General features: G+C 75.6%; 20 protein-coding genes. 7 read left to right on the forward strand and 13 right to left on the reverse strand.

Annotated elements, in window-relative coordinates:
* Positions 1-37 precede the first annotated feature (37 nt).
* The 6 genes from manA to ACI798_RS10055 form a co-directional block, all read right to left on the reverse strand.
* Positions 38-1213: a mannose-6-phosphate isomerase, class I gene (manA, locus tag ACI798_RS10030; RefSeq protein ID WP_456941007.1), complete on the reverse strand. Its 1176-nt coding sequence runs from the start codon at positions 1211-1213 to the stop codon at positions 38-40.
* Positions 1214-1292: 79 nt separating this feature from the next.
* Entirely contained in the window at positions 1293-2237 is a 945-nt protein-coding gene (locus ACI798_RS10035; RefSeq protein ID WP_456940944.1) for a DUF808 domain-containing protein, read from the reverse strand.
* A 96-nt stretch (positions 2238-2333) separates the two neighbouring features.
* On the reverse strand, positions 2334-3476 hold the full coding sequence (locus ACI798_RS10040; RefSeq protein WP_456940943.1) for an SIS domain-containing protein: 1143 nt from the start codon (positions 3474-3476) through the stop codon (positions 2334-2336).
* Complete coding sequence (locus tag ACI798_RS10045) at positions 3473-3691, reverse strand: Trm112 family protein (RefSeq protein ID WP_456940942.1); 219 nt, start codon at positions 3689-3691, stop codon at positions 3473-3475. Before ACI798_RS10045 ends, ACI798_RS10040 begins: the two co-directional genes overlap by 4 nt.
* The gene (locus tag ACI798_RS10050; protein WP_457047843.1) at positions 3688-5049 is read right to left on the reverse strand and encodes a phosphomannomutase/phosphoglucomutase; all 1362 of its coding nucleotides are present in this window, start codon (positions 5047-5049) and stop codon (positions 3688-3690) included. The genes ACI798_RS10045 and ACI798_RS10050 overlap by 4 nt, the downstream gene beginning before the upstream one ends.
* Before the next feature lie 91 nt (positions 5050-5140).
* A complete protein-coding gene (locus ACI798_RS10055) occupies positions 5141-5551 on the reverse strand; it encodes a DUF3499 domain-containing protein (protein ID WP_456903293.1) in 411 nt (136 codons plus the stop codon).
* Positions 5552-5667: 116 nt separating this feature from the next.
* On the opposite strand from ACI798_RS10055, the gene ACI798_RS10060 reads away from it, so the two are divergent.
* The gene (locus ACI798_RS10060; protein ID WP_456940940.1) at positions 5668-6147 is read left to right on the forward strand and encodes a metallopeptidase family protein; all 480 of its coding nucleotides are present in this window, start codon (positions 5668-5670) and stop codon (positions 6145-6147) included.
* A 67-nt stretch (positions 6148-6214) separates the two neighbouring features.
* Here the strand turns inward: ACI798_RS10060 and ACI798_RS10065 are convergent, their stop codons facing one another.
* Complete coding sequence (locus ACI798_RS10065) at positions 6215-7123, reverse strand: hypothetical protein (protein WP_456940939.1); 909 nt, start codon at positions 7121-7123, stop codon at positions 6215-6217.
* Between the two features lie 73 nt (positions 7124-7196).
* Here ACI798_RS10065 and ACI798_RS10070 point away from each other — a divergent pair, with 73 nt between their 5' ends.
* Entirely contained in the window at positions 7197-8192 is a 996-nt protein-coding gene (locus tag ACI798_RS10070) for a hypothetical protein (RefSeq protein WP_457047844.1), read from the forward strand.
* Here ACI798_RS10070 and ACI798_RS10075 read toward each other — a convergent pair.
* Both ACI798_RS10075 and ACI798_RS10080 read right to left on the reverse strand, forming a co-directional pair.
* The gene (locus ACI798_RS10075) at positions 8167-9069 is read right to left on the reverse strand and encodes a hypothetical protein (protein ID WP_456940937.1); all 903 of its coding nucleotides are present in this window, start codon (positions 9067-9069) and stop codon (positions 8167-8169) included. The genes ACI798_RS10070 and ACI798_RS10075 overlap by 26 nt on opposite strands.
* Before the next feature lie 157 nt (positions 9070-9226).
* Positions 9227-9478 (reverse strand): WhiB family transcriptional regulator, encoded by a 252-nt coding sequence (locus ACI798_RS10080; protein ID WP_456929453.1) that lies wholly within the window; start codon positions 9476-9478, stop codon positions 9227-9229.
* Positions 9479-9771: 293 nt separating this feature from the next.
* Between ACI798_RS10080 and cofD the strand changes: the two genes are divergently transcribed.
* From cofD to rfbA, 3 genes are all read left to right on the forward strand, one after another.
* A complete protein-coding gene (cofD, locus tag ACI798_RS10085) occupies positions 9772-10731 on the forward strand; it encodes a 2-phospho-L-lactate transferase (protein ID WP_457047845.1) in 960 nt (319 codons plus the stop codon).
* Between the two features lie 79 nt (positions 10732-10810).
* Entirely contained in the window at positions 10811-11839 is a 1029-nt protein-coding gene (locus ACI798_RS10090) for a coenzyme F420-0:L-glutamate ligase (protein WP_456940935.1), read from the forward strand.
* Positions 11840-11868: 29 nt separating this feature from the next.
* Positions 11869-12741 carry a glucose-1-phosphate thymidylyltransferase RfbA gene (gene rfbA, locus ACI798_RS10095; protein ID WP_457047846.1) on the forward strand — a complete coding sequence of 291 codons (873 nt, stop codon included), beginning with the start codon at positions 11869-11871 and terminating at the stop codon, positions 12739-12741.
* A 33-nt stretch (positions 12742-12774) separates the two neighbouring features.
* Here rfbA and ACI798_RS10100 read toward each other — a convergent pair whose 3' ends face one another.
* From ACI798_RS10100 to ACI798_RS10115, 4 genes are read right to left on the reverse strand one after another with little or no spacing between them, the layout of a single operon-like run.
* Positions 12775-13743, reverse strand: a complete 969-nt coding sequence (locus ACI798_RS10100; protein WP_456940933.1) for a DNA-3-methyladenine glycosylase family protein — start codon at positions 13741-13743, stop codon at positions 12775-12777.
* A gap of 16 nt (positions 13744-13759) precedes the next feature.
* Positions 13760-14530: an SDR family NAD(P)-dependent oxidoreductase gene (locus tag ACI798_RS10105; protein WP_457047847.1), complete on the reverse strand. Its 771-nt coding sequence runs from the start codon at positions 14528-14530 to the stop codon at positions 13760-13762.
* A gap of 42 nt (positions 14531-14572) precedes the next feature.
* Positions 14573-15670, reverse strand: coding sequence for a mannose-1-phosphate guanylyltransferase (locus ACI798_RS10110; protein WP_457047848.1), 1098 nt, complete (start codon positions 15668-15670; stop codon positions 14573-14575).
* Positions 15667-16596, reverse strand: a complete 930-nt coding sequence (locus ACI798_RS10115) for a glycosyltransferase family 2 protein (RefSeq protein WP_457047849.1) — start codon at positions 16594-16596, stop codon at positions 15667-15669. The genes ACI798_RS10110 and ACI798_RS10115 overlap by 4 nt, the downstream gene beginning before the upstream one ends.
* Before the next feature lie 163 nt (positions 16597-16759).
* Here ACI798_RS10115 and glf point away from each other — a divergent pair, with 163 nt between their 5' ends.
* Positions 16760-17947 carry a UDP-galactopyranose mutase gene (gene glf, locus ACI798_RS10120; protein ID WP_457047850.1) on the forward strand — a complete coding sequence of 396 codons (1188 nt, stop codon included), beginning with the start codon at positions 16760-16762 and terminating at the stop codon, positions 17945-17947.
* 28 nt (positions 17948-17975) lie between these two features.
* Positions 17976-19907 carry a glycosyltransferase gene (locus ACI798_RS10125; RefSeq protein WP_457047851.1) on the forward strand — a complete coding sequence of 644 codons (1932 nt, stop codon included), beginning with the start codon at positions 17976-17978 and terminating at the stop codon, positions 19905-19907.
* Positions 19908-19963: the final 56 nt, after the last annotated feature.

The following is a 19963-nucleotide window of genomic DNA, read 5'->3' on the forward strand; positions in this document are numbered from 1 at the left end:
CGCGGCCGCGCCGCCGGCGGCCGCGACACGCGCCCCGTCAGCGCAGGTTCGTGGTGGCCCGGTAGAGGACCGCGGGGCCGCGGGCGGTGACCGGGGAGCCGGCCGGCACGAACGCCGACCGGCCCCGGGTCAGCCGGACCTCGCCGTCCGCGGACTCGAGGACCGCCTCCCCCTCGGTGCACAGCAGGACCTGGGGGCCGCGGGTGCTCAGGGAGCCGGCCAGCTCGTCGAGCTGGCAGCGGGTGAGGTCGAAGTCGTCGACCGGCACCGGGTAGCGCAGGCCGCCGGGACCGAGCACCGGGTGCAGCACCGGGACCTTGCCGTCGGAGAAGTCGAGCACCTCGATGAGCGCCGCGAGGTCGACGTGCTTGTTCGTCAGGCCGCCGCGCAGCACGTTGTCCGAGCTGGCCATGACCTCGACGCCGGCCCCGGACAGGTAGGCGTGCAGGTTGCCGGCCGGCAGGAAGACCGCCTCACCGGGGGCGAGCTTGAGGTGGTTGCACATCAGCGAGATGACGACGCCGGAGTCGCCGGGGTACTTCTCGGCCAGGGTCGTGGCCCAGCGGTAGGTGTTGATGAACTCCGGGTCGTGGGCGGCGACGAACTCGGCCGCCTTGTGCGAGACGACGTCCACCAGGTGCGTGCGCCGCTTGCAGGACAGCGCCAGCAGCTGCGGGATCGCCGCCTGCAGCCCGCCGCGGGCCAGCGCCGCGATGGTCGGCTTGAGCTCGGGCAGCTGCAGCTTGGCCAGGCAGTGCAGCGACTCCTCGACCGGCCGGAAGCCGCACAGCGCCTCGAAGGTGGTCAGCGCGAGCAGCAGCTCGGGTTTGTGCCAGGGGTCCTTGAAGGTGCGGGTCGGGTCGTCCTTCGGGATCCCGGCGGCCTCCTCCGCGGCGAAGCCGGCCCGGGCCTGCGCCATGGTCGGGTGGGCCTGCAGCGACAGCGGGCTGTCGGCGGCCAGCACCTTCATGAGGAACGGCAGCCGCGGGCCGAAGCGCTCGTGCACCGCGGGCCCGAGCAGGGCGTCGGGGTGCGCGGCGATCGCCGCGTCCAGCGGCGTGCCGTCCGACAGCAGGCTGGGCTGGTCGGGGTGCCCGCCCATCCAGAGCTCCGCGTAGGGCTGCTCGGCCGGGACGGTCTCGCCCAGCAGTTCGGGGATGACGGTGCGGCTCCCCCACGGGTAGTGCCGCACCGCGCTGGTCATCTGCCACATCACCCGGGGAGGCTAGTGCGGCCCGACCCGCCTGTCCGGGCCTCCGGCCCCGCCGTCCTCCCCGGACGGGCGCCGGCGCTCAGTGCCCGGCGGCCGGCTCCTTCTTCCGGTGGAACAGCAGCGTCACGACGGCGACGACCACCGCGCCGACGACCAGGCCGACGAGGGCGCTGGCGAACGTGTTGACCAGCCACCCCACGACCCCGCCCAGGGGGCCGGTGGCCTCGTGCGCCGCCTCCTCCAGGTGGTGCACCGCGCCGTAGACGGCGTGCAGCCCGAGCTCGTCGCTGCCCACCAGCAGGATGTGCCCGCCGACCCACAGCATCGCGGCGGTCCCGACGACGGTGAGCCCGGCGAGCAGCCGCGGCATGCCCTTGACCAGCCCGCGGCCGAACCCGGCCACGCCCTTCTTCTCCGACCGGGACAGCCGCAGACCGGCGTCGTCCATCTTCACGATGAGCGCGACGACGCCGTAGACGAGGACGGTGATCGCCACGCCGACGACGGCGAGGATGGCGAGCCGCGACCAGAAGCCCTCGCTCGCCACCTCGTTCAGCGAGATGACCATGATCTCGGCCGAGAGGATGAGGTCGGTGCGGACGGCGCCGCGCACGAGGGTGTTCTCGTCCGGCGGCTGCCCCTCGGCGTCGCCGTGCGCGGCGGAGTGGCCGCGCAGCCGGTGCCAGATCTTCTCGGTGCCCTCGTAGCAGAGATAGGCGCCGCCGAGCATGAGGATCGGCGTGAGCAGCCACGGCAGGAACTCGCTGAGCAGCAGGATCGCGGGCAGGATGATCAGCAGCTTGTTGCGCAGCGACCCGATCGCGATGCGCTTGACGATCGGGATCTCGCGCTCGGCGGCGATGCCCTGCACGTACTGCGGTGTCACCGCGGTGTCGTCGACGACGACGCCCGCGGCCTTGACGCCGGCCTTGGCGGCGGCGGCCCCGACGTCGTCCACGGAGGCGGCCGCGGCGCGTGCCAGCAGTGCCACGTCGTCGAACAGGGCTACGAGTCCACCGGCCACGGGAGGTCCTTCCAGTCGGTCAGCAGTCGGGTGCGCTCACGGTCGATCGCGATCCGGTACCCCGGACCGGCCGCCCGGACACCGGACGATCCGGTCTCAGCGCTGCAGCGCCCGCTCCTGGTCCAGGGCCAGCGCGAGGTAGACGGCGGTGAAGTCGGCCACCGCCATCTGCCGCGCCAGGCGGGGCAGCCGGCCGTGGCGCTCGGGCTCGCCGTGCTCGGCCAGCCCGCTGACCGGCACGTTGTTGGCCGCCGCGGTGCGCAGCACCTCGCTCATCGCCTCGTGCGCCGAGCGGGGCTCGCGCTCGCCGGCGCCGTCGTGGTCGGCGGCGTCGGTGTCGCGGATGGTGAGCAGCCGCAGCCGGCGGCCGGTGTCCTCGGCGCGGTCGCGGAAGAAGTCGTCGACGTCGCGCGGCGCCAGCGGCCCGCCGAGCACCGCGCAGGCGGCGACGCGCTGGTCGGGTAGCCGGAACCCGCTGGTCGGCAGGCCGGCGAGGGTGGCCAGCTGGTCGGCGAAGCGGGCGGCCGCGGTGCCGGCCAGGGGCCCCTCGGCGGCGATGACCGGGAACGCGTCGAGCAGCTCGAGGGCGAGGGTCTTGGCCGGGTTGGTGAACGACTCGCGCGCGGGGCCGCACTCGGCGGCGACCTCGTCGAGGGCGGCGGCGATCGCCTCGGGGTCGGCGGCCTCGGGCCGCAGCAGGCCGAGGTCGGTGGCCAGGCGCAGCAGCGGGGTGAGCAGCGACCACAGGGTGGTGTGCCGGACCCGTGAGCGCGGCAGCGGCACGTAGGGCATCCGCGCGGTCGAGCAGGCCGCCCGCAGCGGGGCGTCGTCGGCGCCGATGCCCAGCAGGGTCACCCCGCGCCGGGCCGCCTCGTAGGCCGGGGTCACCGCGTAGCGGCCGGCGCCGGTGCGGGTGGCGACGACGGCGATGTCGGTCGGGCCGGTCCACACGGGCAGGTCCGGGCCGGGGACGACGTCGACGGTGACCGGGCTGGCCGGGCCGAGCAGCGCCCGCAGCACCGACGCCGCCACCGCCCCCTCGCGCCGGGCGACGATCACCAGCCCGCGGGGGCGGCCGCCCTCGGTGACCCGGCCCAGCCCGGCCTCCTCGGTCAGCCGGGCGGTCTCCCGCACCTGCGCCCCGGCGCCGGCCACGGCCGGCAGCAGGCCGCGCGGGTCGCGGGCGCGCAGCACGTCGAGGTCGTCGAGGACCTCCTCGGCCAGCTCGGGCGAGGTCATCGGCCCGCCGTCCCCCCGCCGCGGATCCGTGCCTCGTCGAGCAGCAGCACCGGGATGCCGTCCCGGACGGGGAAGGCCCGGTCGCACGTCGGGCACACCAGCTCGCCGGCCGCCTCGTCGACGGTCAGCGGGCTGTGGTGGGTGTCCGGGCAGGCGAGGACCTCCAGCAGCAGCGGGTCCAGTCCCAGCGGTCCCTGTGTCGTCCCCTGCGTCATGCGCGCACCATCCCCAGCACCCGGTCCCTGAGCTGTTCCATCCGCGCCCGGTCGGGCGCCTCGACGTTGAGCCGCAGCAGCGGCTCGGTGTTGCTGGCCCGCAGGTTGAACCACGAGCCGTCGGGCAGGTCGACGGTCAGCCCGTCGAGCTCGTCGACCGTCGCGCCGTCGGCCTCGAACGCCTCCCGGACCACCTTCGTCCGCTCCGCGGCGTCCGCCACGGTGGAGTTGATCTCGCCGGAGGCGGCGTAGCGGCTGTAGGCGGCGGTCAGCTCCGACAGCGGCCGGCTCTGCTCGCCGAGCGCGGCCAGCACGTGCATCGCCGCGAGCATCCCGGTGTCGGCGCGCCAGAAGTCGCGGAAGTAGTAGTGCGCGGAGTGCTCGCCGCCGAAGACGGCGTCGGTGCGGGCCATCTCGGCCTTGACGAACGAGTGCCCCACCCGCGTGCGCACCGGGGTACCACCGTGCTCGCGGACGATCTCGGGCACCGCCCGCGACGTGATCAGGTTGTGGATGACCGTCGTCCCCCGGCCCTTGGCCAGCTCCCGGACGGCGACCAGCGCGGTGATCGCCGAGGGGCTCACCGGCTCGCCGCGCTCGTCGACGACGAACACCCGGTCGGCGTCGCCGTCGAAGGCCAGGCCGACGTCGGCGCCCTCGCGGCGGACCGCCTCCTGCAGGTCGACCAGGTTGGCCGGCTCCAGCGGGTTGGCCTCGTGGTTCGGGAAGGTGCCGTCGAGCTCGAAGTACAGCGGGACGACGTCGAGCGGCAGGCTGGCCAGCACGACGGGGACGGTGTGCCCGCCCATGCCGTTGCCGGCGTCGACGACCACCTTCAGCGGGCGGCTCCCCGACAGGTCGACCAGTCCGCGCAGGTGGGCGGCGTAGTCGGGCAGCAGGTCCCGACGCCCCACCTCGGCGACGCGGTCGGGCACGCGGTCGTAGGAGTCGCGCTCGGCCCACTCGCGGATCGTGGCCAGCCCGGACCCCTGCCCCACCGGCGCGGCCCCGGCGCGGCAGAGCTTGATGCCGTTGTACTGCGCCGGGTTGTGGCTGGCGGTGAACATCGCGCCGGGCACGTCCAGCGAGCCGGCGGCGAAGTAGAGCAGGTCGGTGGAGCCCAGGCCCGCCTCGAGGACGTCGACGCCGCGGGAGAGGACGCCCTCGGCGAAGGCCCGGGACAGCGGCACCGAGGACGGGCGCATGTCGTGGGCGGTGACGACGGCGGTGGCGCCGCTCTCGGTGGTGACGAACTCCGCGAAGGCAGCGCCGATGCGCCGCGCGACGTCCTCGTCCCACTGGTCGGGGACCACGCCCCGGACGTCGTAGGCCTTGATGATCGCCGACAGGTCCGTCACTGCCCACCCTCGCCTGGACTGGCCGGGCGTGTCCCCCGGTCCGGCCGACCCTATCGGCGGGCGCGGGGACCGGCCGCCGGAGGGCGGCGGTTCAGTCGAGGTCGGGGAGGACGCGCAGGTGGCCGCGACGGGTGCCGCGGCCGTCGTCGGCCGGGGCGCGCGGCGGCTCGGGGCGGGCCGCCTCGCGGACGGCGTCGGCCAGGGCGAGCAGGTCGTCCCCGGTCGGGCCGGAGTCCTCGACGTCGATCTCGTGCCGGACGACCTCCCAGCCGCGCGGCACGGTCAGCCGCTCGGCGTGGAACTCGCAGAGGTCGTAGCTGTGCGGCTCGGAGAACGTGGCCAACGGACCGACGACAGCGGTCGACTCGGCGTAGACGTAGGTCAGTGTCGCCGCCGCCGGTTGCGCGCAGCCGCTGCGACTGCAGCGACGTGACTGCCTCACCACCGGTTCCTCACGCTGGGCACAGTAGCCGCGTACCCGCGGAGTCGGCGACAGGCACACCGGACCGGCGCCCCTCCGTTCCCATCCAACCCGACGTCCCCGCGCGCCCCGTCACCGGGGGCCACGGCGGCGTCCCGCTGCCCCGGTCCCGCGATGCGCCGTACGCTCGCCCCGCCATGAGCCGACCCGTCCGTCCCGACCGCTCCCGGCCCGCCCGGTCCCGCCGCGACCGGCACGGCCGGGGCCTGCGGGGCCGCCTCGTCCCCGACGAGGTCCCCCTCGCCCGCAGCCGCGCCGAGCAGTTCGACGACCTGGTGCTCGACGCGGTCGAGGACCTCGAGCGCCGCTGGGAGCGGGAGCTGGCCGGCGTGGAGTTCGCCGTCGAGGACGTGCCCTGGGTCGACCACACCAGCCCCGACGAGGTGGTGCTCGACCCCGACGTCCTCGACGACGGCACGGTGCCGCTCGCCCGGGTGCTGCCGGCGCACCGCGAGGACGGGCGCGAGGTGCCGGCGCGGATCGTCGTCTACCGGCGGCCGCTGGAGATCCGCGCGCACGACCACGACGACCTCGCCGACCTCGTGCGCGACGTCGTCGTCGACCAGGTGGCGGTGCTGCTCGGCCGCGACCCGGAGGAGATCGACCCCACCGGCTGAGAGGAGGACCCCCTCGCCCCCCACGGCTCGCAGGCTCGCCGCGGGCTCCTGCGAGCGGGCCGTTCCCTCACGTCGCCACCGGGCTGCCCAGCTCGGCGGCCATCGCACGGGCCTCGTCGAGGCGGGCGCGGGCGAAGGCGACGTCCAGGCCGTCGCCCCGGTCGGCGCGGGTCAGCCGCGCCACCAGCTGCTCGAGGGCGACGGCGTGCCACAGCAGGCCGACGTCGGGCTCCTCCCAGCCGGCGGTCCGGGAGAGCACCACCTCCCCGACCTGCGCGCGGTCCTGCGCGTCGGGCGTGGTGGCCCACAGCGTCAGCAGGTCGCGGTGGCGGGCCGCGGGCCGGACGCCGGACCACTCGAGGACCACCAGCCGTCCGTCCTCGTCGGGACCGCCGGAGTCGACGACGACGTTGGCGGCACGCAGGTCGCCGTGCGCGACCTCGGACAGCGGCAGCTGCGCGGCGGCCGCGCGCACCGCCCGCAGCTCGCCCAGCCGCACGCCGCCGCGCACCAGCCGGGACGCGTCCTCGACCGTGGCCCGGGCGCGGCGCAGCGACCGGCCGGCCGGCGGCTCCCACGGCTGCCCGGCCGGCGCCGGCAGCGGCGCGATCCGCACCGCCGCCTCGACCGCGGCGGCGGTCCAGCGCGGCCCACCGGAGGGGCCGGGGTGGACGCGGCGGGACAGCAGCCACCGGCCGTCGTCGGCGGCGGCGACCACCTCGGGGACCCCGACCTGACGCTCCTCGGCCCACCGCCGACCGCGCAGCTCGGCCTGCAGCCGGCCCCGGCCGCTCTCCGTGACGGCGAGGTCGAGCACCCGGTCGGCGAGCACGCCCTGCACGACGCCGACCCGCGCGGACAGGTCGGTGACACCGAGGACCGGGTCGGACACCCCCAGCTCGGCGAGCAGCGAGACCACCCGGTCGCGGGCTCCCGACGCCGTCCCCGACGACGTCACTCCCGGGTTCTCGGCCACGCCGGGATCGTGTCAGGCACTCCGGCGTGCCGCACGGGATCGACCGGGGCGGGCCCCTGGGATGCTCGGGGGGATGGACCCCGCCGCGCCGCTCGCCTCGTGGGTGGTGCTCGGCGTGGCCCTGGTGGCCCTGGCGGCGGTCGTCACGGGGCTGGCGCTGAGCAGGCGGGGGGCGCCGGCCCCGCCGCGGCGGGAGGAGGAGCCCCCGCCCCCGGAGCGGCCGCCCGGCCCGCACTGGGCCGTCGACGACCTGCCAGGGTTCCTCGAGGCGCCGCCGGGCACCCCGGTCCCGGAGACCCGGCCGGCCGAGGCCCCTGCGCCCGCGGTGCCGCAGGGACCCGACCCGTCCGCCCGCACGGTGGCCGCGCTGGCCGCCGCGGGCCTGGCGCTGGTCGTCGTCCTCGCGGGCGTCGCGCTCGGCAGCTCCCCCGGCGCGCCGGTGACCGGCGGCGCACCGCCGGCGGCCACCCCCGGGCCGTCCACGCCGCCCGCCTCCCCCACGACGGCGCGGCCCGAGCTGCCGCCCGTCCCCGCCGACCCGCTGCCCGGCGAGCGCGGGGCGGGGCTGCTCGCCGCGCGGTCGGTGCCCCTCGGCGGCGACGGCGTCGCCGCCCGGCTGGCGCTGGGCGGGCTGGTGCTCGAGCGGCGTGCGGTCGGCGTCACCGTGGGTTACCCGTCGGTGAGCGTGAGCGTCGGGAGCGACGGGACGGCGCTGGCGCACGTGCTGCTGCCCACCTGGAACTGCCTGGGCACCACCGCACCCGGGGACCCGGAGGCGGCCGGGTGCACGCCGGTCCTCACCGAGTACGCCGACCTGCCCACCCCGGCGCTGACCGTCACCCGCGACGGCGACGCGCTGCGGTTCGCCGGCCGCTTCCCCACCTACACCCGGCCGACCGCGACGCCGCCGGCCTACACCGGCCGGGTCTACGACCTGAGCGTCACCGTGGCCCCGGCCGGCGGGCTCGACGGCGGCGAGGCCCCGGCGGACGGGACGCTGTTCCTCGGCACCGAGCGGGCCGAGGCGCTGGCCGACCCGGCGCTCAGCCGGATCCGCGTCGCCGGCTGACCGGCAGCGCCGGGACCAGCCGGGCCACCCGGTCCAGGACCGGCCGCAGCACCCGGCCGCGGCCGGCCACCGTGACGCCGACCAGCGGCGCGCCCCGCACGGCACCCAGCCCGCCGATCTCGGAGCGGCCCCACCACGGCAGCCGGTCCGCGCCGTCGACCAGCGTGAGCAGCCCCGCGCGCAGCCGCCCACCGTCGACGACCGTGGCGACCTCGACCCGGCCGAGGGCGGCGTGCAGCCGGGCGGCCGCGCGGACGAGGTCGCGGGCCCGCGCGTCGGGCGCGGCGGCGAGCAGGTCCGGCAGCGCGCGGTCGACGTCGCGCGCCTCGCGGCTGCGCACGACCCGGCCCGGCGCGACGTCGTCCAGCCCGTCGACGAGCAGCGTGCTGCGGGAGGTCGCGACCCGGGCGTCGGGGCGCAGCCGGGCCAGCGCCCGGACGGTCGGGTCGCCCAGCGGCAGCCCGGCCAGCCGCAGCCGCCAGGGGCGGCGCAGCCCGGTGAGCAGGCCCAGCACGCCCGCGGCCAGGCGCCCGGCCGCGTCGTCGTCGCGGGCCAGCAGCCGCGCGGGCGGGCGGCCGCCGGGCACCGGGAGGCCGTCGCCGAGCAGCGTCGCGGTGACCACCGGGCCGGCGGTGGCCAGGGCGAGCAGGGCCAGCGCGTCGGGCCGGCCCGACCAGCGCGGCTCGACGACGACCGCGGCGGGCAGCAGCCGCGGCCGCGGGTGCGCCGACTGCACCGACAGCACGGTCGTCAGCCAGGGCGCTGCGGCGGTGACCGGTGCGGCGAGGTCGCGGGCGAGGGGGACGGCGGCGCGGACCTCGCGCACCACGCGGGCCCGGCCCAGCGCCGTCCGGGTGTCCCTGTCCGCGCCTCGCACCGGGCCATCCGACCACACCGCCGTCCGGGGCCCCGGGACGCAACCGGGACGCAGCAGCCCCCGGCGGCGGCTGCCGTCGGGGGCTGGTGAGCGACTGCGGCCCCGTCCCGGGGCCCGCCGCGAGCGGAGCGAGTGGTGGGGAGGACGGGGTCCTTCGTCAGATGGCGCGGCGGCGCAGGCGGCGGCGCTCCCGCTCGGAGAGCCCGCCCCAGATGCCGAACCGCTCGTCGTTGGCGAGCGCGTACTCCAGGCACTCGGCCTTGACCTCGCAGCCGGTGCAGATCTTCTTCGCCTCGCGAGTGGAACCGCCCTTCTCGGGGAAGAACGCCTCCGGGTCGGTCTCGGCGCACAGCGCGCGCTCCTGCCAGGACTGGACGTCGTCGGACAGGCCCATGCCGAGCAGCCCCATCAGGCCCTGGTCGGCAGGCCCGCTGCTGCGGGAGCCCCGCTCCGACCCGCCGATGTAGTCACTCAGCCACGAGACCTCTGCCATGACGATGCGTCCCCTCTCGCTCTCGTCCCGGACGCGGTTGCTCCGCGCCGCACACCGCGGGAATTACACGCGTGTCGTTGCCCGAGCGTCAACTTCGCCCGGTGTAAGCGGTTGACCACACGGGCCACACGCGTCACACGCCGTTCGTCACTTCTCGTCCACGTTCCCGACACGCCCGTCGAACAGTGGACAACTGCCCATGGGGCACGATGACTTTCGTGGAGATCGTCGTGCTCGCCGGAGGCGTCGGCGGGGCCCGGTTCCTGACCGGACTGCGGGAGGTGGCACCGCCCTCGTCGATCACCGCGGTGGTCAACACCGGCGACGACGTGACGATGCACGGGCTGCGGATCTGCCCCGACCTCGACACCGTCGTCTACACCCTCGGCGGCGGCATCGACCCCGAGCGCGGCTGGGGCCGGGCCGGCGAGTCCTGGACGGTCAAGGAGGAGCTGGCCGCCTACGGTGCCGAGCCCACCTGGTTCGGCCTCGGCGACCGCGACCTGGCCACCCACCTCGTCCGCACCCGGATGCTCGACGCCGGCTACCCGCTCTCGGACGTCACCGCCGCGCTCGCCGACCGGTGGGAGCCCGGGGTCACCGTGCTGCCGATGAGCGACCAGCGGGTCGAGACGCACGTCGTCGTCGACGACCCCACCAGCGGGCGGCGCAGCGCGATCCACTTCCAGGAGTGGTGGGTGCGCCACCGCGCCGGGCTCGAGCCGCACGCCTTCGTCCAGGTCGGGGCGGAGCAGGCCCGGCCGGCGCCGGGCGTCGTCGAGGCGCTGGCCCGCGCCGACGCCGTGGTGCTGGCACCGTCGAACCCGGTGGTGTCGATCGGCACGATCCTCGGCGTGCCCGGCCTGCGCGACGCGCTGCGCGCCACCCCGGGCCGGGTCGTCGGGGTCTCCCCCGTCGTCGGCGGCGACGTGGTGCGCGGCATGGCCGACCGCTGTCTGCCGGTGCTCGGCGTGGAGGTCAGCGCCGAGGGCGTCGGGCGGCACTACGGCGCGCGGTCCGACGGCGGCCTGCTCGACGCCTGGCTGGTGCACACCGGGGACCGCGCCGAGGTGCCCGGCGTCGACGTGCGCGCGGTGCCGCTGCTCATGAGCTCGCCCGAGGCCACGGCCGCGATGGCCCGGGCCGCGCTGGACGCCGCGGGTGTCTGAGGAAGGACCCTCACGCCCCCCGCCGCTCGCGAGCTCGCGTCGGGCCCCTGCAGGCGGCCCGATCCCCGGCGCTCTCTCGGTGCTGCCCGTCCGGGGGCTGCCGGAGTTCACCGCCGGCGACGACCTGGCGGGGGCGGTCGCCGGCGCCGCGCCGTGGCTGGCCGACGGCGACGTCGTCGTCGTGACCTCCAAGGTGGTGTCCAAGGTGGAGGGCCGGGTGGTGCCGGTGCCGCCGGGCGCCGACCGGGAGGCGGTCCGGCAGCGGGCGATCGACGAGGAGACCGTCCGCGTCGTCGCCCGGCGCGGGCCGCTGAAGATCGTCGAGACCCGGCACGGCTGGGTGGTCGCCGCCGCCGGGGTCGACGCCTCGAACGTGCCCGGCGACTCACTCGTGCTGCTGCCCGCCGACGCCGACGCCTCCGCCCGCGGGCTGCGCGTCCGGCTGCGCGACCTGCTCGGCGTCGAGGTGGCCGTGGTCGTCAGCGACACCTTCGGCCGGACCTGGCGCGAGGGGCTGACCGACGTCGCCGTCGGCTCGGCGGGCATCGCGGCGCTCACCGACCACCGCGGCGCGGTCGACGCGCACGGCAACCGGCTGGAGACCACCCAGACGGCCGTCGTCGACGAGGTCGCCTCGGCCGCGGACCTGGTCAAGGGCAAGCTCGAGGGTGTGCCGGTCGCCGTCGTCCGGGGGCTCCGGTTCGCGGTGCCGGCCGAGGACGCCGGCACCCGGCCGCTGGTGCGGCTGGGTCCCGGCGACCTGTTCCCCTACGGCAGCCGCGACCTGGTCGCCAGCCGCCTCCCGGCCCCCGAGCTCGTGCCCCGCGACGGCGACCGCGAGGCGGTGGCCGAGGCGTTCCGGGTGGCCAGCGCCGCGCTGCCGGAGTTCCCGGTGGTGCTGCGGCACGGCGGCGAGGGCGACGGCGTGGTCGACGTCCACCTGCCCGAGCGCGCCACGGTCACCGCCGCGCTCAACCTGGGCGCGCTGATCGGGGCCGTGCTCGTCCAGCTGCACGCCGAGGGCTGGGCGACCCGGTGGGAGCCGGTCGGGACGCCGGGTGGGTCGTCACTCGTCGGGAGGTTGTGGCTGGGCTCCCCCCGGGCCTGACCGCGGGGCAGTCGATAGCGTCGCCGGTCATGCGGGGGATCATCCTGGCCGGAGGCACGGGGAGCCGCCTGTTCCCCATCACCCAGGCGGTGAGCAAGCAGCTCATGCCGGTCTACGACAAGCCGATGGTGTACTACCCGCTCTCGACGCTGATGATGGCCGGCGTCCGCGAGGTGCTGGTGATCACCACCCCGGGGGACCAGGCCGCGTTCCGGGCGCTGCTCGGCGACGGCAGCCGGCTCGGGATGCGGATCGAGTACGCCGTGCAGGAGAAGCCGGAGGGTCTGGCGCAGGCCTTCCTCATCGGCGCCGGTTTCGTCGGTGACGAGGCCGTGGCGCTGGTCCTGGGCGACAACATCTTCTACGGCGCGGGCCTCGGGACGGCGCTGGGACGGCTGCCCGCGCCCGACGGCGGGCACGTGTTCGCCTACCACGTGGCCAACCCGCAGGACTACGGCGTCGTCGAGTTCGACGGCCGCGGCACGGTGCTCTCCATCGAGGAGAAGCCGGTGAAGCCGAAGAGCTCCTACGCCGTGCCGGGGCTGTACTTCTACGAGTCGTCGGTGGTCGAGGTGGCGCGCGGCATCCGGCCCAGCGCCCGCGGCGAGCTCGAGATCACCGCGGTCAACGAGCACTACCTGCGGCAGGGCCGGCTGACGGTCACCGTGCTCGACCGGGGCACCGCCTGGCTGGACACCGGGACCTTCGCCTCGTTGCGCCAGGCGACGGAGTTCGTCTCGGTGGTCGAGGAGCGGCAGGGCCTCAAGATCGGCTGCATCGAGGAGGTCGCCTGGCGGCAGGGCTGGCTCGACGACGACGGCCTGCGCCGCGCCGCCGAGCCCCTGGGCAGGAGCGGCTACGGCGACTACCTGCTGCGCCTCCTGGACGACCCGCGCCCCTGAGGGCCGACTCGGCCTCGGCGGGGCCGGCCGCCGTCAGAACCGGCGGTAGTTGGTGGGTGCCATCCGCGGGCCGCGGCGGGGCGGCATGCTCCCGCCGACGTGCAGCAGCCGCACCACCCGCTGCCGGTGCCCGCGCCAGGGCTCGAGCAGTTCCATCATCCCGTCGTCGTCGGTCTTGCGGCCGGCCAGCGACCAGCCGACCAGGTTCTTCAGGTGGTAGTCGCCGTAGCTGACGGTGTCGGGGCAGCCGTGCGTGCGCTGGACGACCTCGGCCGCCGTCCACACGCCGATGCCCGGCACCGTGCGCAGCCTGCGCTGCAGGGTCGGCGAGTCGCAGTCGTCGTCCGGCTCGAGGGCGTGGGCGACGGACGCCACGTGCAGCAGCGCCCGCCGGCGGGCGCCGTCGAGGCCGCAGCGGTGCCACTCCCAGTCGGTGACCTCCCGGAGCCGCCGCGGCGAGGGCAGCACCCGCATGCCCTCGGGGGCGGGACCGGGTGCGGGGTCGCCGGCCAGCCGCAGCAGCGCCCGCCACACCCGGTGCGCCTCGACGACGGTGACCTTCTGCTCCAGCACCGCCGGGACCAGCGCGTCCCACGTCCGGCCGGTGCGGCCCAGCCGCAGGTCGGGCGTGCGCCGCGCGATCTCGCGGACCAGCGGGTGGCAGTCCGGGTCGAAGTCCGCGCAGTCGTCGAACGCGCCGAGCCAGCCGGGCACCGCCGTGCCGGCCCACTCCGCGCCCGGGCCCCAGGCCTGCACCCGCACCTCGCCGCCGCGGTGCGTGATCCGCACCGTGGCCGGCCCGCACGGGGTGGTCGTCGTCCGCCAGACGGCGTCCCCGTCCCACTGCATCGCGGGGTCCCCGGCGCTGCGCTGGTGCGGGCGCAGCACCGCCACCAGGTCGAAGCGCCAGTCCGGCCGCCAGCAGTCGGTGAAGTCGGCGCCGGCGAGGACGGCCGGGGGTGCGGGTGCCGGCGGGGTCGGGGCCGGCAGGGCGGTGGTCACGCGGGTCTCCGGGGGATCAGCGGGGGGCCATGCGCAGGGCGCCGTCCATCCGGATGACCTCGCCGTTGAGGTAGCCGTGCTCGACGATGGCGAGCGCGAGCTGGGCGAAGTCGTCCGGGCGGCCGAGCCGCTTGGGGAACGGGATGCCGTTGGCCAGCGCGGTGCGGGCCTCCTCGGGGAGGCCGCCGAGCAGCGGGGTGTCGACCAGGCCGGGGGCGATGGTGCACACCCGCACGCCGACGCTGGACAGGTCGCGCGCGGCCGGCAGCGTCATGCCGACGATGCCGCCCTTGGAGGCGCTGTAGGCGACCTGGCCGATCTGGCCGTCGTAGGCCGCGATCGAGGCGGTGTTGACGACGACGCCGCGCTCGCCGTCCTCGTCCGGCTCGGTGGCGGCCATGGCGGCGGCGGCGAGCCGGAGCACGTTGAACGTGCCGACCAGGTTGACCATCACGGTGCGCAGGAACGGGTCGAGGTCGTGCGGGGTGTTGCCCTTGCCGACCGTGCGCTGCGCCCAGCCGATGCCCGCGCAGTTGACCGCGATCCGCAGCGGCCGGTCCTTGCCGGTGGCGTCCTCGATGGCCGCGGCCACCTGGGCCTCGTCGGTGACGTCGGTGCGGACGAAGGTCGTGTGCCCGCCGAGCTCGTCGGCCAGCGTCTTCCCGCGCTCCTCGTTGAGGTCGAGGATCGTCACCGCGGCACCGCGCGCGGCGAGTACGCGGGAGGTGGCCTCCCCGAGGCCGGAAGCCCCACCGGACACGACAGCTGCGACGTCGAGGTTCTTCATGACCGGCATCACACCACGCCCGGGGCCGGGCCCGACCAGGGGCTAGCTGAAGCGCCGGCCATGCCGGTCCTCCACGGCGGACAGCAGCTGCTTGACCCGCTCGGCGTCGGACACCGGGCAGACCATCGTGACGTCGGCGGTGGCCACGACGACGCTGTCGCGGACCCCGACCAGCGCCACGAGGTGCTCCGGGTCGTCGCTGAACACGATGTTGCCCGCGCTGTCGAGGGTCACCGCGAGCCCGCCCACGGCGTTGCCGTCGACGGTGGCCAGCGTCTGCGCCAGCGCCGGCCACGAGCCGACGTCGAGCCACTCGACGTCGAGGTCGGCGACCAGCACCCGGCCGGGCTCGGTGACCGCGGGCTCGAGGACGGCGTAGTCGACGCTGGTCCTCGGCAGCGTCGGGAACACCTCGGCGAGGACGGCGTCGCGCCCGGGTCCGGCCGGCGCGGCCACGATGCGCGCCAGCCCCTCCGCCGACGCCGGCAGGTGGTCGGCCAGCGCGTCGAGCACGGTGCGGGCCCGCCAGACGAACATGCCGGAGTTCCACAGGTACTCCCCCGAGGCCAGGTAGGCCTCGGCGGTGTGGCGGTCGGGCTTCTCCTTGAACGCGGCGGCCTCGGCCACGCCGGGCACCTCGGTGGCCGCGCCGCGGCGGACGTAGCCGAAGCCGGTGGCCGGGGCGGTCGGCCGGATGCCGAGGGTGACCAGCGCCCGGGGCCGCGCGGCCAGGGCGTCGAAGGCGGTGGTGAGCGCGGCGGCGAACCGCTCGACCGGGCGGATCACGTGGTCGGCGCTGACGACGGCGAGCTCGGCGTCGGGGTCGGCCTCCGCGACCAGGGCGGCGGCCAGCCCGACGGCGTTGGCGGTGTCACGGGCGACGGGTTCGAGCACCAGCCGGTCCGGCCGCAGCCGCGGCAGGGCCGCCCGCACCCCGTCGCCGTAGCGGGCCGCGGTGCACACCCAGATCCGCTCGGCCGGCAGCACCGTCTCCAGCCGGGCGAAGGCCTCGGCCAGCAGGCTGTGCGCGCCGCCGTCCCCGTCCCGGAGGACGTCGAGCAGCTGCTTGGGCCGGGCGGCGCGCGACAGCGGCCACAGCCGCGTGCCCGACCCGCCGGCCATGACCACCGCGTGCCTCAAGCCGCGCCTCCCCGGCGGCCCCGGCCGACGTCGTCGGCGCGGCGCTGGAAGCGGGCCCCGGCGGCCACCCGGCCGCTGACGTAGGACACGAGCAGCCGGCCACCGAGGCCGACCCGGAGCGCGGCCCGCAGCGGGGCGTGGCGCGGGCCGGGGTACTGGCCGGACAGGTAGCGCAGCGCGCTGGTGTGGTGCACCCGCTGCATGCGGTGCGGCTCGCGGCGGGTGGCGTGCCCGCCCTCGTGGACGACGACGGCGCTCGGCGCGTAGACGTGCAGCCAGCCCGCGCGCCCGAGCCGCTCGCCGAGGTCGACGTCCTCGAAGTACATGAAGTAGCCGGGGTCGAAGCCGCCCACGGCCCGGAAGGCCTCGAGGTCGACGAGGAAGCAGGAGCCCGACAGCCACCCGGCGGTGCGCTCGCGCGGCGCCTCGCGCTCGCGGCGGTAGCGCGCGGTCCACGGGTTGCCCGGCCACGCCCAGCCCAGCAGCGCGTGCCCGGCGCCGGTGGACAGCCGCGGCAGCTCGCGCGCCGACGGGTAGAGCTCGCCCTCGGGGGTGCGGATCGCCGGGCCGACGGTGGCCGCGCGCGGCCAGCGGGCGGCGACGGCGAGCAGCTCGTCGACCGACCCCGGCTCGAAGCGGACGTCGGGGTTGGCCACCAGGGCGTACCGGCCGGGGGCCCCGGCCAGGCCGGCGTTGACCGCCGCGCCGTAGCCGACGTTGCCCCCGGTGTGCAGCAGCCGGACGCAGGGGTGCTCGGCGGCCACCCGCTCCGGGACGCCGTCGGTGGACCCGTTGTCGGCGAGCACCACCTCGACCGGACGGTCCGTCGCCTCCGCCAGGGAGGTGACGAAGCCCTCGAGGGCCTCACCGGGCGAGTAGGTGACGGCCACCACGCGCAGCGGGAGGACGTCGGGGGAGCCGGGCACGGACCGACTGTAGGAGGCGGGTCCCGGGCCGACGCGGGGCGCCGCGGGGCGCGACGGCCGCGTGTGACCGGTGGGACGAGGGGGACGGGCCCGTCACGAAAAGCCGTGCCGGACCCCGTCGACGGCCTGAGCCGCCGGGCCCCCGCCGGTACAGTCGCCAGGCGTGACCTCAGCGAGACCTGACCTCGTCGTCGTCGGCTCCGGCTTCTTCGGTCTGACCGTCGCCGAGCGGGTGGCCAGCCAGTTGGACAAGCGCGTGCTCGTCCTCGACCGCCGCGACCACATCGGGGGCAACGCCTACTCCGAACCCGAGCCCGAGACCGGAATCGAGATCCACCGGTACGGCGCGCACCTGTTCCACACGTCCAACGAGCGGGTCTGGCAATACGTCAACCAGTTCACCGAGTTCACCGGTTACCAGCACAAGGTCTACTCGATCTACCAGGGGCAGACCTACTCGCTGCCGATGAACCTGGCCACGATCTGCCAGTACTTCGGCAAGAGCTTCTCCCCCGCCGAGGCGCGCGCCCTCGTCGCCGAGCAGGCCGGGGAGATCGACACCGCCGACGCGCAGAACCTCGAGGAGAAGGCGGTCTCGCTGATCGGCCGCCCCCTGTACGAGGCGTTCATCCGCGGCTACACCAAGAAGCAGTGGCAGACCGACCCCACCGAGCTGCCCGCCGCGGTCATCGCCCGCCTGCCGGTCCGCTACACCTTCGACAACCGGTACTTCAACGACACGTACGAGGGCCTGCCCAAGGACGGCTACACCGCCTGGCTGCAGAGGATGGCCGACCACCCGAACATCGAGGTGCGCCTCTCGACGGACTACTTCGACGTCCGGGACGAGCTGCCCGCCGACGTGCCGACGGTCTTCACCGGCCCGATCGACAAGTACTTCGACTACGAGGCCGGCGAGCTCGGCTGGCGCACGCTGGACTTCGAGACCGAGGTCCTGCCGATCGGCGACTTCCAGGGCACCTCGGTCATGAACTACGCCGACGAGGACGTGCCGTTCACCCGGATCCACGAGTTCCGGCACTTCCACCCCGAGCGGGACTACCCGGCCGACAAGACGGTCGTCGTCCGCGAGTACTCGCGCTTCGCGCAGACCGGCGACGAGCCGTACTACCCGATCAACACGCCCGAGGACCGCGCCAAGCTGGAGCGCTACCGCGAGCTGGCCAAGAAGGAGGCGGCGGAGAAGCGGGTGCTGTTCGGCGGCCGCCTGGGCACCTACAAGTACCTGGACATGCACATGGCGATCGGCTCGGCCCTGAGCATGTTCGACAACCGCATCCGCCCCTTCTTCGACGAGGGCGGCTCGCTCGACGGCCGCCTCGACGACTGACCGCGGCCCCGACACTGAGGACTCCCCGGTGACCACCACCCCGATCGAGAACAGCCCGAGCTCCCCGGAGCGGGTCAGCGAGCCCGTCACCAGCGAGCTGGCCGCCGGCCGGGCGACGACGCTGCTGCAGCGCTGCCTCATGCCGCGCCAGGGTGACCCGCTCAAGGTGCGCAGCCTCTACCTGGACGAGACGTCGGGCCGCGCGAAGTGCCCCGACCGCAGCACGGCCACCGTGCAGGCCGGCCGCGAGCTGTCGTTCGCGACCTACTTCAACGCCTTCCCGGCCAGCTACTGGCGGCGCTGGACGTCGCTGGAGCACGTGGTCCTGCGCATCGAGGTCGACGCCCGCTGCCGCATCGACGTCTACCGGTCGAAGGCCAACGGCGACGTCATGCACGTCACCGGCGCGGCCACCGACGGCACCACCGGCCCGCTGGAGTTCGAGCTGGAGCTGGCCCCGTTCAGCGACGGCGGCTGGTACTGGTTCGACGTCACCGCCGACGACGACGTCTCGGTGAGCAACGCCGGCTGGTACGCCGCGACCCCGCCGCTGCGCGAGGCCCGCCTGTCGGTCGGCATCTGCACGTTCAACCGCCCGGTCGACTGCGTCGCCGCGCTGGAGGCGCTGTCGGCCGACCCCGTCGTCATGGAGAAGGTCAGCCACGTCATCGTGGCCGACCAGGGCAACAAGAAGGTCGCCGACGCCCCGCGCTTCCCGGGCGTGGCCGAGGCCCTCGGCGAGCGGCTGCGGATCCTCGAGCAGGGCAACCTCGGCGGCAGCGGCGGCTTCGCCCGCACGATGCACGAGATGCTGACGGCGACCGACGCCACCCACCACGTCTTCCTCGACGACGACATCCTCATCGAGCCCGACAGCGTGGCGCGGGCGGTCACCTTCGCCCAGTACACGACGCACCCGACCCTGGTCGGCGGGCAGATGCTGGCCCTGCAGGACCGGTCGGTGCTGCACAGCATGGGCGAGGTCGTCGAGCGCGAGAAGTTCTTCTGGCGCAACGCCCCGAACACCTACTACGGGCACGACTTCAGCAAGAAGAACCTGCGCGAGTCGACGTCGCTGCACCGGCGGATCGACGTCGACTACAACGGCTGGTGGATGTGCCTGATCCCCCGGCACGTGGTCGAGGAGATCGGCCTGCCGCTGCCGGTGTTCATCAAGTGGGACGACGCCGAGTACGGCCTGCGCGCCGCCCAGGCCGGCTACCCGACGGTGACGCTGCCCGGCGTGGCGATCTGGCACCTGTCCTGGAGCGACAAGGACGACACCGCCGACTGGCAGGCCTACTTCCACTGGCGCAACCGGCTGATCGTGGCCGCGCTGCAGAGCCCCTACCGGCACGGCGGCTCGCTGCTGCGTGACCTGTTCAAGTGGGACCTGAAGTACCTGATCATGCTGCAGTACTCGGCCACGGCGCTGCACCAGCGGGCCTACGAGGACTTCCTCGCCGGCCCGGACCGGCTCTACGACCTGCTGCCGACGGCGCTGCCGGAGGTGCGCGAGCAGCAGAGCGGCTTCGACGACGGCCGGGTGCTCAAGAGCACCAGCGACCTGCCGCTGGCCACGATGAGCCCGGTGAAGGCCGAGCGGATGCTCAAGCCGCCGACCAACCCGCTGACCATCAGCCGCACCCTGGCCGGTGCCCTGGCGCACAACCTGCTGCCGGTCAAGGGCGACAAGGAGAAGCCGCAGCTCAACGTGGCCGCGCAGGACGCCCGCTGGTTCCTGCTGGCGCGGCTGGACTCGGCGACGGTCGGCACCGCCGACGGCCGTGGCGTCACCTACCGCCGCCGCGACCCGCGGCAGTTCTGGCGCCTGCTCAAGCGCTCGGTCGCCCTGGAGTGGCAGATCTACCGCCGCTTCCCGGCCCTGCGGAAGGCCTACCGCCAGGCGCTGCCGGAGCTGACCAGCCCCCAGGCCTGGGAGAAGGTCTTCCACGCCTGAGCCCCGCCCGGCACCCGAACGGCCCGCCGTCCCCGAGGAGGGGCGGCGGGCCGTTC

Source organism: Geodermatophilus sp. SYSU D01045 (assembly GCF_054050295.1).